This window comes from Pseudomonas graminis (assembly GCF_004364335.1).
In the GTDB taxonomy this organism is placed as follows: Bacteria; Pseudomonadota; Gammaproteobacteria; order Pseudomonadales; family Pseudomonadaceae; genus Aquipseudomonas; species Aquipseudomonas graminis_D.
Genome location: NZ_SOCR01000010.1, coordinates 113,536 through 128,247 on the forward strand (window position 1 = coordinate 113,536; position 14,712 = coordinate 128,247).

At 61.8% G+C, this 14,712-nt stretch carries 15 protein-coding genes; 12 read left to right on the plus strand and 3 right to left on the minus strand.

All coding sequences use genetic code 11. From position 1 onward, the window contains the following. Window positions 1-38: 38 nt before the first annotated feature. Window positions 39-494 (minus strand): MaoC family dehydratase, encoded by a 456-nt coding sequence (locus EC919_RS19760; protein WP_133776054.1) that lies wholly within the window; start codon window positions 492-494, stop codon window positions 39-41. Between the two features lie 196 nt (window positions 495-690). On the opposite strand from EC919_RS19760, the gene EC919_RS19765 reads away from it, so the two are divergent. The 3 genes from EC919_RS19765 to EC919_RS19775 are packed head-to-tail and all read left to right on the plus strand — an operon-like array spanning window position 691 to window position 2,382. Next, entirely contained in the window at window positions 691-1,053 is a 363-nt protein-coding gene (locus EC919_RS19765; RefSeq protein ID WP_133776055.1) for a CidA/LrgA family protein, read from the plus strand. Between the two features lie 2 nt (window positions 1,054-1,055). Next, on the plus strand, window positions 1,056-1,766 hold the full coding sequence (locus tag EC919_RS19770) for an LrgB family protein (RefSeq protein WP_208295004.1): 711 nt from the start codon (window positions 1,056-1,058) through the stop codon (window positions 1,764-1,766). Window positions 1,767-1,776: 10 nt separating this feature from the next. Beyond that, a complete protein-coding gene (locus EC919_RS19775) occupies window positions 1,777-2,382 on the plus strand; it encodes an LON peptidase substrate-binding domain-containing protein (protein ID WP_133776057.1) in 606 nt (201 codons plus the stop codon). Window positions 2,383-2,446: 64 nt separating this feature from the next. Here EC919_RS19775 and EC919_RS19780 read toward each other — a convergent pair whose 3' ends face one another. Together EC919_RS19780 and EC919_RS19785 are read right to left on the minus strand one after the other, a co-directional pair. Beyond that, window positions 2,447-3,763 (minus strand): bifunctional DedA family/phosphatase PAP2 family protein, encoded by a 1,317-nt coding sequence (locus EC919_RS19780; protein WP_133776058.1) that lies wholly within the window; start codon window positions 3,761-3,763, stop codon window positions 2,447-2,449. Window positions 3,764-3,767: 4 nt separating this feature from the next. Further along, entirely contained in the window at window positions 3,768-4,451 is a 684-nt protein-coding gene (locus EC919_RS19785) for a DNA-3-methyladenine glycosylase (protein WP_133776059.1), read from the minus strand. A 794-nt stretch (window positions 4,452-5,245) separates the two neighbouring features. Between EC919_RS19785 and EC919_RS19790 the strand changes: the two genes are divergently transcribed. The 9 genes from EC919_RS19790 (at window position 5,246) to EC919_RS19830 (ending at window position 14,704) form a co-directional block, all read left to right on the plus strand. Further along, window positions 5,246-6,520, plus strand: a complete 1,275-nt coding sequence (locus EC919_RS19790; protein ID WP_133776060.1) for a glutamate-5-semialdehyde dehydrogenase — start codon at window positions 5,246-5,248, stop codon at window positions 6,518-6,520. A gap of 82 nt (window positions 6,521-6,602) precedes the next feature. Next, the gene (gene nadD / locus EC919_RS19795) at window positions 6,603-7,247 is read left to right on the plus strand and encodes a nicotinate-nucleotide adenylyltransferase (protein WP_166650594.1); all 645 of its coding nucleotides are present in this window, start codon (window positions 6,603-6,605) and stop codon (window positions 7,245-7,247) included. Window positions 7,248-7,313: 66 nt separating this feature from the next. Next, complete coding sequence (rsfS, locus tag EC919_RS19800) at window positions 7,314-7,733, plus strand: ribosome silencing factor (RefSeq protein WP_065988378.1); 420 nt, start codon at window positions 7,314-7,316, stop codon at window positions 7,731-7,733. A gap of 9 nt (window positions 7,734-7,742) precedes the next feature. Beyond that, a complete protein-coding gene (gene rlmH / locus EC919_RS19805) occupies window positions 7,743-8,210 on the plus strand; it encodes a 23S rRNA (pseudouridine(1915)-N(3))-methyltransferase RlmH (protein WP_037017961.1) in 468 nt (155 codons plus the stop codon). A gap of 31 nt (window positions 8,211-8,241) precedes the next feature. After that, window positions 8,242-10,140 (plus strand): penicillin-binding protein 2, encoded by a 1,899-nt coding sequence (gene mrdA, locus EC919_RS19810; RefSeq protein WP_133776062.1) that lies wholly within the window; start codon window positions 8,242-8,244, stop codon window positions 10,138-10,140. A gap of 31 nt (window positions 10,141-10,171) precedes the next feature. Beyond that, window positions 10,172-11,275 carry a rod shape-determining protein RodA gene (rodA, locus tag EC919_RS19815; protein ID WP_065988478.1) on the plus strand — a complete coding sequence of 368 codons (1,104 nt, stop codon included), beginning with the start codon at window positions 10,172-10,174 and terminating at the stop codon, window positions 11,273-11,275. A 17-nt stretch (window positions 11,276-11,292) separates the two neighbouring features. Next, a complete protein-coding gene (mltB, locus tag EC919_RS19820; protein ID WP_133776063.1) occupies window positions 11,293-12,303 on the plus strand; it encodes a lytic murein transglycosylase B in 1,011 nt (336 codons plus the stop codon). Then, a complete protein-coding gene (locus tag EC919_RS19825) occupies window positions 12,303-13,349 on the plus strand; it encodes a septal ring lytic transglycosylase RlpA family protein (RefSeq protein ID WP_133776064.1) in 1,047 nt (348 codons plus the stop codon). The genes mltB and EC919_RS19825 overlap by 1 nt, the downstream gene beginning before the upstream one ends. A 194-nt stretch (window positions 13,350-13,543) precedes the next feature. Then, window positions 13,544-14,704: a D-alanyl-D-alanine carboxypeptidase family protein gene (locus EC919_RS19830; RefSeq protein WP_133776065.1), complete on the plus strand. Its 1,161-nt coding sequence runs from the start codon at window positions 13,544-13,546 to the stop codon at window positions 14,702-14,704. Window positions 14,705-14,712: the final 8 nt, after the last annotated feature.

Sequence of the window (14,712 nt, forward strand, 5' to 3'; positions counted from 1 at the left end):
GGGGGGGTCGCGGAGGCTTTATGGAGGGACGACGGGGGTTACACAAAGCACAGCGAAAGCGGTTCAGCAATGAACGCAGGCTTGTCCACGCCTTCGATTTCAAGCGTTGCCGTAGCCTTGAGCAGCCATTGGCCCGGCTTCTTTTCGGTGACCTGCGCCAGACTGACTTTTAGACGAACGCGCGAATTCACCTTCACCGGCTGAATGAATCGCACGCTGTCCAGCCCATAGTTGATCGCCATCTGCATGCCCTCGGGCACGACCATCAAGGACTCCATCAGCTTGGGCATCAGCGACAGCGACAGAAAGCCATGGGCGATGGTCGATCCGAACGGCGTCTGCGCCGCTTTCACCGGATCGACGTGGATAAACTGAAAGTCGCCGGTGGCTTCGGCGAACAGATTGATGCGTGCCTGATCGATGGTCAGCCAGTCGGAGCATCCCAGGTCCTTGCCTTCATAGTTTTTGAGTTCTGCAACGGGTACGTGGGGCATCGCTACTCTCCATGCCAGTTATTGTTTTTGCGCGCGATCTTCACAGGCACGGTGGCGTCGGCGCTGTTATTGCTTGGCATTGAAGATCAGCACGCCCCACTGCGCGGGTCAACGTGCCCTCAACTGGCGAATACCACCCCATAGGCAGCGCGGGTGGCGTGTCTATAATGTCGCCGCGAATCTGCTGGAGTTTTCTATGTTGCTAAGAGGCCTGACCTGGCTTGTGCTGTTCCAATTGATCGGAACTGCGCTCAATCACCTGTTTCTGTCGATATTGCCCGGTCCGATCATCGGGCTCGTGCTGTTGATGATCTACCTGATGACCCGCGGCGAAGTCAGCCAACCCATCAGTCTGGCGGCCAGCAGCCTGCTGCGATACCTGCCGCTGCTGCTGGTGCCGCCCGCCGTCGGTGTGATGGTGTATGCCGACCAGATCGCCGAGGACTTCTGGGCGATTGTCGGCTCGCTGGTCATCTCGCTGATGGTCTCGCTGACCTTCGCCGGCTGGCTGATGCAGAAACTCATCGACCGTCAGGCCAATCGCCGGGAGCCTTCATGAGTCTGGACTGGCACGGCGCCTGGCTGTCGGTGATTCATCACCCCTTGTTCGGCATCGCCATCACCCTGGGCGCTTATCAACTGGTGCTGGCCGGCTACGAGAAAACCCGCTGGGTGTTTCTGCAACCGGTGCTCATCTCGATGCTGGTGGTGATTGGCGTGTTGGTGAGCTGCGGGGTTTCCTATGTCGAGTACCGCAAAAGCACCGAGATCCTCAGCATTCTGCTGGGCCCCGCCACGGTTGCGCTGGCCGTGCCGCTTTATCTGAACCTGCGGCGCATCCGGCAGTTGTTCTGGCCGGTATTGACTACGCTGGTGGTGGGCGGCGTACTGGCCACCGGGCTGTGCGTGGGGCTGGGCTGGCTGCTCGGCGCTGATCACATGATCCTGATGACCATGGCGCCCAAGTCCGTCACCTCGCCGATCGCCATGCTGGTGGCCGAGCAGATTGGTGGCGTGGCGGCGCTGGCCGCCGTGTTTGTGTTGATAACCGGGGTGATCGGCGGCATATTCGGCCCCGGCCTGTTGACCCTGGCGCGGGTAACCAGCCCGGAAGCCCGAGGCATGGCGCTGGGGCTGACGGCTCACGCGGTGGGCACGTCTGCGGCCCTGCAGGAAAGTGAGGAATGCGGCGCCTTTGCGGCGTTGGCGATGAGTTTGATGGGTGTCGCCACGGCCTTGTTCCTGCCGTTGGCGGTGTCTCTGGTTGCTTGAGGATGGGTTTATGTCGTTGCCGTTGTTTACGCTGCCGCTGTTTCCACTGAACGCCGTGCTGTTCCCGGGGTGCGTGCTCGATCTGCAGCTGTTCGAGGCGCGCTACCTCGACATGATTGGCCGCTGCATGAAGCAGGGCGAAGGCTTTGGCGTGGTCTGCATCACTGAAGGCAGTGAGACGGGCGACGTGCCGGGCGGTTTCTCGCTGATCGGCTGCGAAGCGCGGGTCACCGATTTCCAGAAGCAGGACAACGGCCTGCTGGGCATTCGGGTAGTGGGTGCTCGACGCTTTCGGGTGAAGGACTACAGCACCCAGCGCGACAACCTCCTGGTCGGCGAGGTCGAGTGGCTGGACGATCCCCAGGAACAACCGCTGCAAGAGGAGGACGACGACCTGGTCGCGTTACTCGCCGCGCTGGCCGAGCACCCGATGGTGGCTGCGCTGAACATGGGCCTCACCGCCAGCGGTCAGCACTCGCTGGCCAATCAGCTGGCCTACCTGCTGCCGTTCGCCGAAGAAGACAAGATCGAGCTGCTGGAAATCGAAGATGCCGAGCAACGGCTCGATGCGATTCAGGACCTGCTCGACGAGATGCAGGGCGACATGCAGCCCTGATTGTCGTTTTTGCTCGCGTTAGCGCGGCCCGGATAGTTACCCCGTCGGGCCGCATCTACGCCGCTTAGTACTGATAACGGATCAAACCGTGCGAGAACGAGTGCAGTCCAAAGCCGGCGAACAGCGCGACCATCGCCGGCAGCACCAGCCACCACACCTTGATCGGCAGCGCCTCCAGCGGCTTCTTGTTCTGCACGAACGCCAGGCTCGCCGCGCAGGTGAAAAACGCCAGCAGCATCCCGGCGGTGACATCTGTCGGCCAATGCACGCCCAGATACACCCGTGACATGGCGATCGCCAGCGCCGGAATCCCACCCAGCAGCAGCCAGGTCAATCGCAGCCGCACCGGCTGACCGCGGCCGGCCAGCACCGCCAGCGACATGAACAGCGCAAACGAGGCAGACGCATGCCCGCTCGGCATGCTGTAAGTCCCCAGAGCCTCCGTCAGTACCTCAGGCCGTGCGCGTGCGAAAGTGTATTTCATGCTTTGATTGATCAGCGCCGCGCCAAGGGTCGTGCCGATCACGAAGATCGCATGGCGCCATTTTCGGGTGACGATCAGCAGGACCGTGAGCAGGGCGGCAGCGCAGAACTGCGTCCGGAAATCCCCCAGGCCCGTCACCATCACCACGAAGTCTTCGGCCGCGGCGCTTCGGCCGGCCTGTACCACGGTCATGATGCCTTGATCAAAATCGGCCAGGTACGGCCAGCCCAGAAACACACTTGCCAGCAGCACGAAGCACGTCAGGGCGATGACTTTGGTGTCGTAGGGCTTTTGCCGCAGGCTGCTCTGGATGCTGATGCCCAGCAGAAGCGCCAGCCCGCCGCCGACTACGGCAGCCTGGGGCCAGAAGTTTTCCGGCAGCGGCAGGCGTATGGCCGCACCGGTGGCCCAGCCCGGCAGGATGTAGGCCACAGACCAGCCAGCGGCGGCAATCAGGCTCACACCGGCAAAGCGCACGAATGGCATGTCACACATTCCGGCCACCATGGGCAGCATCGGGCGCAGCGGGCCGATGAAACGGCCGACCAGCAGGCTGGCAATCCCGTAGCGCTGGAAGTAGGTCTCGGCGCCGCCGATCCACTCCGGGTGATTGCGCAGCCCCGGCAATTGCCGAATCCTTTGATGGAAGCGCCGGCCGAGGAAGTACGACACCAGATCGCCCAGTATCCCGCCGAGGAAACCCAGCAGAAGCGCTTCACTCAGCGGGAGTATGCCGCTGCCGGCCAGTGCGGCGATCGCGAACAGCACAACGGTGCCGGGGACGACGATGCCGGCAATGGCCAGGCACTCGATGAACGCGACGATGAAAATCGCCGCGCCGAGCCAGGAAGGGTTGGCGCTTAGCCAGGAGGTAATGCTGTCGAGCCACGCGCCCATGGGTTCAGTTTCCTTGCTCGATGAAAATATAGTCGCGTCCTTCGACTTGCCCGCGTCTGACCGGGTTCCGTGTGCAGAAACGGGCATAGGCGGCGTCAACGAACCGGTACATCAGGTGCTCGTCGCGGCCGGCGGGAATGCCCAGGCGCGTCGTTTGAATGATCCGCGGCGGTCGCTGACCCACGTCCTCGACAAAGAGTTGCTCTTCATCGAAGCGCCTGGCGTCCCACATCGGCACTTTCAGCCCCAGCGCCTTGCACAGCAACGTCTGCCCGGCGCACAGCCGCTCTGGCGTGCGCACGTTTCCGCTGGCGTCGGGATTGTTGAGCAGCATGCGGGCGAGGGCGTTCTCATCGGACACCGCATCGACCCACGGATAGGCCGATTTGATCAACACGGCATTGCCCGGACCTTCCGCACTGAAGTTCAACGAGTCACCGCCGCGAGCGTAATACATATAAATGTGCCCGCCCTCCAGAAACAAAGCCTTACGTTTTTCCGTATAACCGAGGGACGCATGACTGCCTTTCTCGGCCACGTAATACGCCTCCGTCTCAATAATCCGCGCCGACAGCCACAACCCGTCGACCTTGTGACGGATGACCTTGCCGAGCAAATCCCGGGCGAGGGTTTGAGCATCTCGATGAAAGAAACTGTCCGGCAGGGCGCGTGGCGATGGGTCAGGCATGGATGAGTGCAGTCAGAGAATGGACCGCGATCATATCAACATCGGCCTTAATTGGAGCTGAATGGGTGAGAGGAGGCCGTCGTGGGATTACACCCGTTTTGGCAACGCACCGCCGTCATCGTAGGAGCGTGGCTTGTCCCGCGATCTGACGCGCAGCGGCAGCAAATCCGGCAACCTAGCAGTGACAGGCCCAATAGGGTCGTCAGGTTCACGACTGCTGCGCAGCCGATCGCGGGACAAGCCACGCTCCTACAGGGGGATTCAATCAGCCATAAGGCCGCGTGCTGTCAGCAGGGCCGGCTGCGACCCCTGTAGGACCGGCTTCAGCCGGGAAGCCTTTGATCTGCTTTAACGCGCTTTTGATCTTGATCTCCATATACAAAAAGTCCAGCCTCCGCCAATCGCGACTTGGGTGCAGGCTGAACGCAGGTCTCGCGCAGTGGGCCGAGCCGCATGGATGCGGCGAGAGCGCCGTTGCGGACATGGATGTCCGTTCGGCGCGTGCCCATGGAGCGAGACCGAAGTGAAGGTATTCCGACGAAGGAGGAACCCAACCAGGAGCACGGCCTTTTTGGTTACTTTTTCGGCTGTTGGAAAAAGTGACCCGCCGTAAGGGCGGAACCCTAATCTGCGGCACCCGAGAAAACGGATATACACCCGATAGCACAACCGCCGCGGACGTCTTTGACGCACCAAATCCGGCTTATTCCGACCATCCGCCCGTCGCCGCTGTCGTTCAGCACGCCCGACAGCTATAATCCGCCGCTTTCCCATTTGCCAAGCCACCCGAGACCATGACCGAGTCCGTTCTTGACTACATGACCCGCCTGGGTCGCGCCGCCCGCGAAGCCTCCCGCGTGATCGGCCGTGCCAGCACCGCACAGAAGAACCGCGCCCTCGCAGCCACCGCTGCCGCGCTGGACGCTTCCCGTGCCGAACTGACCGCCGCCAACGAACAAGACCTCGCCGCCGGCCGCGCCAATGGACTCGAACCCGCTCTGCTCGAACGCCTCTCCCTGACCCCGGCCCGCATCGACAGCATGATCGCCGGCCTGCGCCAGGTCGCCAGCCTGCCAGACCCCATCGGCACCCTGCGCGACATGAACTTCCAGCCGTCCGGCATCCAGGTCGGCAAAATGCGCGTGCCACTAGGCGTCGTCGGCATCATCTATGAGTCCCGCCCCAACGTAACCATCGACGCCGCCAGCCTCTGCCTCAAATCCGGTAACGCCACCATCCTCCGTGGCGGCTCCGAAGCAATTAACTCCAACCGCGCCATCGCCGCCTGCATCCAGCGCGGCCTCGATGACGCAGGTTTACCTGCCGCCGTCGTACAAGTCGTCGAAACCACCGACCGCGCCGCCGTGGGTGCGCTGATCACCATGCCCGAGTACGTGGACGTCATCGTTCCCCGTGGCGGCAAAGGCCTGATCGAACGCGTCAGCCGCGACGCCAAAGTCCCGGTCATCAAACACCTGGACGGCATCTGCCACGTCTACGTCAGCGCCCATGCCGACCTCGCCGCTGCCCAGCGCATCAGCTTCAACGCCAAGACCTACCGTTATGGCATCTGCGGCGCGATGGAAACCCTGCTGGTCGATCAAGCCATCGCTGCAGACTTCCTGCCGCCCATGGCCGCCCAGTTCCGCGAAAAAGGCGTCGAACTGCGCGGTTGTGAACGCACTCGCGACCTGATCGACGTCTTGCCGGCCACCGAAGAAGACTGGCACACCGAGTACCTTGCGCCGATCCTGTCGATCCGCATCGTCACCGGTCTGGATCAGGCCATCGAACACATCAATCACTACGGCTCGCATCACAGCGACGCCATCATCTCCGACTCGCAAGCCCAGACTCGCCGCTTCATGGCTGAAGTCGACTCGAGCTCGGTGATGGTCAACGCGCCCACCAGCTTTGCCGACGGTTTCGAATACGGCCTGGGAGCGGAAATCGGCATTTCCACCGACAAGATTCACGCCCGCGGCCCCATAGGGCTCGAAGGCCTGACCTGCGAGAAATACATCGTTGTCGGCGATGGCACACAATTGCGCGGGCAGGGGCCGGTCTGACTTGGCCGACGTCGGTCAGCCTTCAGGCAGCGGCGCGCAGGCAATGGCCGATCCGATTGCCGTTCCGCAGAACACGGCCCGGGTGCCTAAGCGTGTCGGCATTCTCGGCGGCACGTTCGACCCGGTGCACATTGGCCATTTGCGTGGCGCACTGGAAGTCGCCGAGCTGCTGAAACTCGATGAGCTGCGTCTGACGCCCAGCGCCCGGCCGCCTCATCGCGACACGCCGAGCGTTTCGGCGCAGGACCGTCTGGCGATGGTCCAGTGCGCGGTCGCCGGGGTGCCGCCATTGACGGTGGATGATCGCGAGCTGTTGCGCGACAAGCCGTCGTACACGATCGACACGCTGGAATCGATGCGCGCGGAACTCGCCGCCGATGATCAGCTATTTTTATTGCTGGGTTGGGACGCCTTTTGCGGGCTGCCATCCTGGCATCGGTGGGAAGAGTTGCTGGAGCACTGCCATATCGTGGTGCTGCAACGCCCGGACGCCGACAGCGAGTCCCCGGATGCGATGCGAAATCTGCTCGCGGGACGTGCCGTCAGTGATCCGAAGGCCCTCAAAGGGCCCGGCGGAAAGATTACGTTCGTCTGGCAGACGCCGCTTTCGGTGTCTGCCACCCAGATCCGTCAACTGCTGGCCAGCGGTAAGTCGGTACGTTTTCTGGTGCCAGACGCGGTACTGGCCTATATCGATACGCACGGGCTGTACCGTGCGTCGAACTGAAGGTGTGTTGCTACGCAGCCAAGTGCGCGAAGAAACGCCCAAACATACGAGTTGAAAGAGTTTTTTATGACTGACAAACGCGCTGTAAATCCAATCATCGAAGTGATCAGGGCTGCCCTGGAAGACGTCAAAGCCCAGGATATCCAGGTGCTGGACGTTCGTGACAAGCAGAGCATCACTGACTACATGGTCATCGCGACCGGTACCTCCAACCGCCAGATCAACGCGATGCTCGACAAGGTCCGCGAAGAAGTCAAAAAGCAGGGCCTCAAGCCGCTGGGCGAAGAAGGCAAGGGCGACAGCGACTGGGTGCTGCTGGACCTGGACATCGCCATCGTCCACATGATGACCGCCTCCGCTCGCCAGTTTTACGACCTCGAGCGTCTGTGGGCCGGTGCCGAGCAGAGCCGTTCGGCCAGCGCTGCACACCACAGCCCGGAAAACGCTCACGAGCATTTCGACAAGCTGAACAAAGACCAGGCCTAAGGCGTCGTTGTGCGTCTGCGCCTGATCGCTGTCGGTTCCCGCATGCCCAAGTGGGTGGAAGAGGGTTGGCATGAATACGCCAAGCGTCTGCCATCCGAACTGGCGCTGGAACTGGTGGAAATTCCGCTCAACACCCGTGGCAAGAACGCCGACGTGGCACGCCTCATCCGTCAGGAAGGCGAGGCCATGCTGGCGAAGGTGCAGCCGGGCGAGCGGATCGTCACGCTTGAAGTGCATGGCAAGCCATGGAGCACCGAGCAACTGGCCGGCGAACTCGATCGCTGGCGCCTGGATTCGCGCACGGTCAACCTGATGGTCGGCGGTCCGGAAGGGCTGGCGCCGGAAGTCTGTGCCCGGGCCGAGCAGCGCTGGTCGTTATCGCCGCTGACGTTGCCGCACCCGCTGGTGCGCATCCTCATCGGTGAGCAGATTTATCGTGCCTGGACCGTGCTGTCCGGTCACCCTTATCACAAGTAGCGCCGCTGCCTTTACTGTGAACCTGCCCTAAATGTCTCAGCCGATCCGCCTGAAAGACCACGAAAAAGACGCACGCCTTGTGCGCAGCCGAGTCGTGGTCGGTGCAGTCGCGGTGGTGGTGCTGATCTGCGTGTTGATCGCGCGGCTGTATTTCCTGCAGGTCATCCAGTACGAGTATCACTCGACGCTGTCCGAGAACAATCGCGTTCACGTGCAGCCGATCTCGCCGAGTCGTGGGCTGATCTACGACCGTAACGGTGTGGTGATCGCCGACAACCGGCCCAGTTTCAGCCTGAGCATGACCCGCGAACGTTCCGGTGACTGGACCCAAGTGCTGGACACCATCGTTCAGGTGCTTGAGCTGACGCCGGATGACCGGATCATCTTCGAAAAACGCATGAAGCAGGGCCGGCGGCCGTTTGAGCCGGTGCCCATTCTGTTCGAGCTGACCGAAGAACAAATCGCCCGCATCGCCGTTAACCAGTTTCGCCTGCCGGGCGTTGAAGTGGTGGCGCAGCTGGTTCGCCACTATCCGCAGGGTGAGCACTTCGCGCACTCGGTGGGTTACATGGGGCGGATCAACGAGAAAGAGCTGAAAAGCCTCGATCCGGTGAATTACAGCGGCACCCATCACATGGGCAAAACCGGCATCGAGCGCTTTTACGAACCCGAGCTGCACGGTCAGGTCGGTTACGAAGAAGTCGAAACCAACGCCCGCGGCCGCGTCTTGCGCGTGCTAAAGCGAACCGATCCGGTGCCCGGCAAGGACATTGTCCTGAGCCTCGACATCCAGTTGCAGGAAGCCGCCGAAGCGGCGCTGGCCGGACGTCGCGGTGCGGTGGTGGCGCTGGACCCCAGCACCGGCGAGGTGCTGGCGATGGTCAGCCAACCGAGCTTCGACCCCAACCTGTTCGTCACCGGCATCAGTTTCAAGGCGTACTCCGAGCTGCGCGATTCGGTTGATCGCCCGCTGTTCAACCGCATTCTGCGGGGCCTGTATCCTCCGGGCTCGACCATCAAGCCGGCAGTGGCAATCGCCGGCCTCGACACCGGTGTGATCACGGCGAGCACCCGGGTTTTCGACCCCGGCTATTACATGCTGCCGAACTACGACCACAAATACCGTAACTGGAACCGCACCGGCGATGGCTGGGTGGATCTGGACACCGCCATCATGCGCTCCAACGACACCTACTTTTACGATCTGGCCCACAAGGTCGGGATCGATCGGCTGTCGGCGTACCTGAACAAGTTCGGCATCGGCCAGAAAGTCTCGCTGGACATGTTCGAAGAATCCCCCGGCCTGATGCCGTCCCGTGACTGGAAGCGTGTCACGCGGCGACAGGCATGGTTCCCGGGCGAAACACTCATTTTGGGGATCGGTCAGGGTTACATGCAGGCCACCCCGCTGCAGTTGGCCCAGGCCACCGCGCTGGTGGCGAACAAAGGCAAATGGAACCGTCCGCACCTGGCCAAGACCGTCGAAGGGCAGAAGCCGGTGGACGAAAACCCGATGCCGGACATCGTTCTGCGTGATCCGTCGGACTGGGCCAAGGTCAACCACGGCATGCAGCAAGTGATGCACGGCGCTCGCGGGACCGCGCGCAAAGCCGCCATTGGTGCCCAGTACCGCATCGCCGGCAAGAGTGGTACCGCCCAGGTCGTCGCCATTCGGCAGGGCGAGAAGTACGACCGTTCGAAAGTCCAGGAACGCCACCGCGACCACGCCCTGTTCGTCGGCTTCGCGCCGGCCGACAGCCCGAAGATCGTCGTTGCGGTGATGATCGAAAACGGTGAGTCGGGGTCGGGTGTTGCCGCGCCGGTGGTGCGGCAGGTCATGGACGCCTGGCTGCTCGATCCCCAGGGCCATCTGAAACCCGAATACGCCAGTAATGCACAGCCTCCGGAGACCGCGGCCCGTGAAGAGTAATTTCGACCGCATCCTTTCCAGCGAAGATGTGATGCGCCGTCGCGCCACGTTCCTGCAGAAAATCCACGTCGATGGCCCGCTGCTGATCCTGCTGCTGACGCTGGCGGCGGGCAGTCTGTTTGTCCTGTATTCGGCCAGCGGCAAGAGTTGGGACCTGCTGATCAAGCAAGCGACCTCCTTCGGCATTGGCCTGGTGTCGATGTTCGTCATCGCGCAGCTCGAACCCCGATTCATGGCCCGCTGGGTGCCCGCCGCCTATGTGATCGGCGTTCTGCTGCTGGTGGCGGTGGACGTCATGGGCCACAACGCCATGGGCGCAACGCGCTGGATCAACATTCCCGGGGTCATCCGCTTTCAACCCTCGGAATTCATGAAGATCATCATGCCGGCGACCATCGCCTGGTACCTGTCCAAACGCACCTTGCCGCCGCACCTCAAGCACGTGGCGGTGAGCCTCGGGCTGATTGGTCTGCCGTTCATTCTGATCGTGCGTCAGCCAGACCTCGGCACTTCGCTGCTGATTCTGGCGTCCGGCACCTTCGTGCTGTTCATGGCCGGCCTGCGCTGGCGCTGGATCATCAGCGTGGTTGCGGCCGCGGTCCCGGTGGCCGTCGGCATGTGGTTCTTCTTCATGCATGACTACCAGAAGCAGCGGATCCTGACCTTCCTCGACCCGGAGAGCGATCCGCTCGGCACCGGCTGGAACATCATTCAGTCCAAGGCGGCAATTGGTTCGGGCGGCGTGTTCGGCAAGGGCTGGCTGATGGGCACACAGTCGCACCTGGACTTCCTGCCTGAAAGCCACACTGACTTCATTATTGCGGTGCTTGGCGAGGAATTCGGCCTGGTGGGGATTTGCGCGCTGCTGCTGATCTACCTGTTGCTGATCGGCCGCGGGCTGGTGATCACCGCCCAGGCGCAGACCCTCTACGGCAAGCTGCTCGCGGGCAGCCTGACCATGACCTTTTTTGTTTACGTTTTCGTCAATATCGGTATGGTCAGCGGTCTGCTGCCGGTCGTAGGCGTGCCGCTGCCCTTCATTAGCTACGGCGGAACTTCGCTGGTGACGCTGCTGTCAGCGTTTGGTGTTTTGATGTCGGTCCATACACATCGCAAGTGGATCGCTCAGGTTTGATTAAGGTGAAGAACTCAATGCAAGTAGTGCGTGGCTGGGCTGCTCGATATGCGCCGCTGGTCGGTCTGATGGGCATCTTCGGCTCAGTGCAGGAATCACTTGCCGGTGACTATGACGGCTCTCCTCAAGTCGCCCAGTTCGTCAGCGAAATGACTCGCGATTATGGTTTTGCGGGCGAGCAACTGATCGATGTGTTCCGCGATGTGCAGCGCAAGCAGGCGATCCTCGATGCCATTTCGAAGCCCGCCGAACGCGTCAAACCGTGGAAAGACTATCGCCCGATGTTCCTCACCGACGCGCGGGTTGCCCGGGGTGTCGACTTCTGGCGTCAGCACGAGGCCGCCCTGACGCGCGCCGAGCAAGAGTATGGCGTGCCCGCTCAGGTCATCGTTTCGATTATCGGCGTGGAGACGTTTTTCGGCCGCAACACCGGTAATTACCGGGTGATGGACGCCTTGTCGACGTTGGCGTTCGACTATCCCCAGCGCGCCGATTTCTTCCGCAAGGAGCTGCGCGAGTTCCTGCTGCTGTCCCGCGAACAGCAGGTCGATCCGCTGACGCTCAAAGGCTCCTACGCCGGCGCAATGGGTTTGCCTCAGTTTATGCCGAGCAGCTTTCGCGCCTACGCAGTGGACTTCGACGGCGATGGCCACATCAATATCTGGAACGACCCGGACGATGCAATCGGCAGCGTGGCCAGCTACTTCCAGCGTCACGGCTGGGTGGCCGGCCAGCCGGTTGTCAGTCGCGCGGACGTGCGCGGTGACCGCGTTGATGAGGGCTTAAGCCCCGGCATTGACCCGGTGAAGAACGTTGGGGAGTTGCGAGCGTTGGGCTGGGCGAGTCATGATGCGCTGCGCGACGACATGCCGGTCACGGCGTTTCGCCTCGATGGCGACAAAGGCCCTGAATACTGGATGGGTTTGAAGAATTTTTACGCAATCACGCGGTACAACCGCAGCGTGATGTACGCCATGGCCGTGCATCAGCTGTCTGAAATGCTTGTTCAAGCCCGGGACGTCAAGTAATGCGGTCACTGCCGATGCAACAACCATTGAAACTGATGGCCTTCGCGGCGCTGACTTTGCTGATCGTCAGTTGCTCAACCAGCCGCCCGACGACCACGACGCAGCGACAGTCGGGCAACGTGATCCGCTCGCAGCCCGGGCTGGACATCAACCGGGCGCACAAAGACGGCGCGCCGTGGTGGGACGTTGATGTTTCGCGCATCCCCGACGCCATTCCGACCCTGCACACCGGCCCGTACAAGGCCAACCCCTACACCGTGCTGGGCAAGACCTATTTCCCGCTCAGCGATTCCAAGACCTACTCCCAGACGGGAACAGCGTCCTGGTACGGCACCAAATTCCACGGCCAGAACACCGCCAACGGCGAAGTCTACGACCTGTATGGCATGAGCGCGGCGCACAAGACCTTGCCGCTGCCCAGCTATGTTCGCGTGACCAACCTGGACAATAACCGTACGGTGATCCTGCGGGTCAATGATCGCGGCCCGTTCTATTCCGACCGCATCATCGACCTGTCCTACGCCGCCGCCAAAAAGCTCGGGTATGCCGAAACCGGCACGGCGCGGGTAAAAGTCGAAGGCATCGACCCGTCCCAATACTGGGCGCAGCGCGGCAAACCGGCGCCGCTGATGCTGGATCAGCCGCAAGTGGCCAGCAATACGCCGGCGCGTCAGCCGCAACCGGGCGCTCCGGTGATCACCGCATCTGCGGGTACGATCGAGCAATGGACGCCGCCGCCGCAGCAACACGCCGCCCCGGTCACACCTGTGCCGATCGACGCAAAAAAAAACGCTTCCGGACAAGCGTCTGGGCTGTTTCTCCAGGTGGGAGCCTTCGCCAACCCGGACGCTGCGGAACTCCTGAGGTCGAAATTGAGCGGGATGGTCCGAGCGCCGGTGTTCGTGAGTTCGATCGCACGCAATCAACAGACGCTCTATCGCGTGCGGATGGGACCGGTCGACACGCCGGGTGAGGCCCAGCAACTGCAAAACAGCGTAAGGTCGGCCAATCTCGGCTCGCCAAGCGTCGTCACGTCGGACCAGTAACGCTTTATCAGCGATGCCCGCCCTGGAAACGGAGGCGGGTTTCGCCGCCTGACCGACGACCTGCCAACCGGCTTTGTCGTTGTCAGCAGCTTTTCACGGCACGTTCTGTAGAATGTGAGCCCGTTTGCCGGGGTAGCCCGGCACCCGCTTTGCCCGCAAGGGCATGTTTGCCCATTAGCATTTTCGAGAGACGGATGAACATCACCAGCTTTGCAAAACGCCTTTGCCTGCTAATCCCGTTATTCACCGCGCCTGCCGTGTTTGCGGCAGAACAGATGACGCCATCGCCACCGCAACTGGCTGCCAAGGCTTATGTGCTGATGGACGCCAACAGCGGTAACGTTCTGGTCGAAAACAATGGCGACCAGCGCCTGCCACCGGCCAGTTTGACCAAGCTGATGACCGCCTACATCGCCACGCTGGAAATCCGTCGTGGCCAGATCGGCGAAAACGACCCTGTGACCGTCAGCGAAAACGCCTGGCGCACCGGCGGTTCGCGGATGTTCATCAAAGTGGGCAGCCAGGTCACCGTCAGCGACTTGCTGCACGGCATCATCATTCAGTCGGGTAACGACGCCAGCGTTGCGCTTTCCGAGCACATCGCCGGCAGCGAAGACGCCTTCGCCGACCTGATGAACAAGACCGCTGCCGACCTGGGCATGGTCAACAGCCACTTCATGAACCCGACCGGCCTGCCGAACTCTGATCACTACGCCACCGCCCATGACATGGCCCTGCTGGCGCGCGCGATCATCCACGAAGACCCGGCTCACTACGCAATCTATTCGCAGAAAGAGTTCTTCTGGAACGGCATCAAACAGCCGAACCGCAACCTGCTGCTGTGGCGTGACAAGACCGTCGACGGTCTGAAAACCGGTCACACCGAAGAAGCCGGCTACTGCATGGTGTCCTCGGCCGTTCGTGATGGCATGCGTCTGATTGCAGTGGTGTTCGGCACCAACAGCGAGCAAGCTCGTGCTGCCGAGACTCAGAAGCTCCTGACCTACGGTTTCCGTTTCTTCGAAACCCAGACCTTCTATCAGAAGGGCACCGAGCTGGCTCAGGCACCGGTCTGGAAAGGCACAGAGCGTCTGGTCAAAGCCGGTCTGGCTGACGACCTGACCATGACCATGCCAAAAGGCGAGCTGAAGAAGCTGGCCGCCAGCATGACCATGAACCCACAGTTGGTTGCACCGATCGCCAAAGGCGACGTCATCGGCAAGGTTGAAGTCAAACTGGACGACAAGGTCGTGCACAGCGCCAACCTGATCGCCCTGGACGCCGTCGACGAAGGTGGTATCTTCCGCCGCCTGTGGGATAGCATCCGCTTGTTCTTCTACGGTCTGTTCAACTGATCAACGAT

Coding starts and splice junctions, on each gene's coding strand:
- EC919_RS19760 (WP_133776054.1), bottom strand. CDS start 494: ATGCCCCACGTACCCGTTGCAGAACTCAAAAACTATGAAGGCAAGGAC.
- EC919_RS19765 (WP_133776055.1), top strand. CDS start 691: ATGTTGCTAAGAGGCCTGACCTGGCTTGTGCTGTTCCAATTGATCGGA.
- EC919_RS19775 (WP_133776057.1), top strand. CDS start 1,777: ATGTCGTTGCCGTTGTTTACGCTGCCGCTGTTTCCACTGAACGCCGTG.
- EC919_RS19780 (WP_133776058.1), bottom strand. CDS start 3,763: ATGGGCGCGTGGCTCGACAGCATTACCTCCTGGCTAAGCGCCAACCCT.
- EC919_RS19785 (WP_133776059.1), bottom strand. CDS start 4,451: ATGCCTGACCCATCGCCACGCGCCCTGCCGGACAGTTTCTTTCATCGA.
- EC919_RS19790 (WP_133776060.1), top strand. CDS start 5,246: ATGACCGAGTCCGTTCTTGACTACATGACCCGCCTGGGTCGCGCCGCC.
- rsfS (WP_065988378.1), top strand. CDS start 7,314: ATGACTGACAAACGCGCTGTAAATCCAATCATCGAAGTGATCAGGGCT.
- mrdA (WP_133776062.1), top strand. CDS start 8,242: ATGTCTCAGCCGATCCGCCTGAAAGACCACGAAAAAGACGCACGCCTT.
- rodA (WP_065988478.1), top strand. CDS start 10,172: ATGCGCCGTCGCGCCACGTTCCTGCAGAAAATCCACGTCGATGGCCCG.
- mltB (WP_133776063.1), top strand. CDS start 11,293: ATGCAAGTAGTGCGTGGCTGGGCTGCTCGATATGCGCCGCTGGTCGGT.
- EC919_RS19825 (WP_133776064.1), top strand. CDS start 12,303: ATGCGGTCACTGCCGATGCAACAACCATTGAAACTGATGGCCTTCGCG.
- EC919_RS19830 (WP_133776065.1), top strand. CDS start 13,544: ATGAACATCACCAGCTTTGCAAAACGCCTTTGCCTGCTAATCCCGTTA.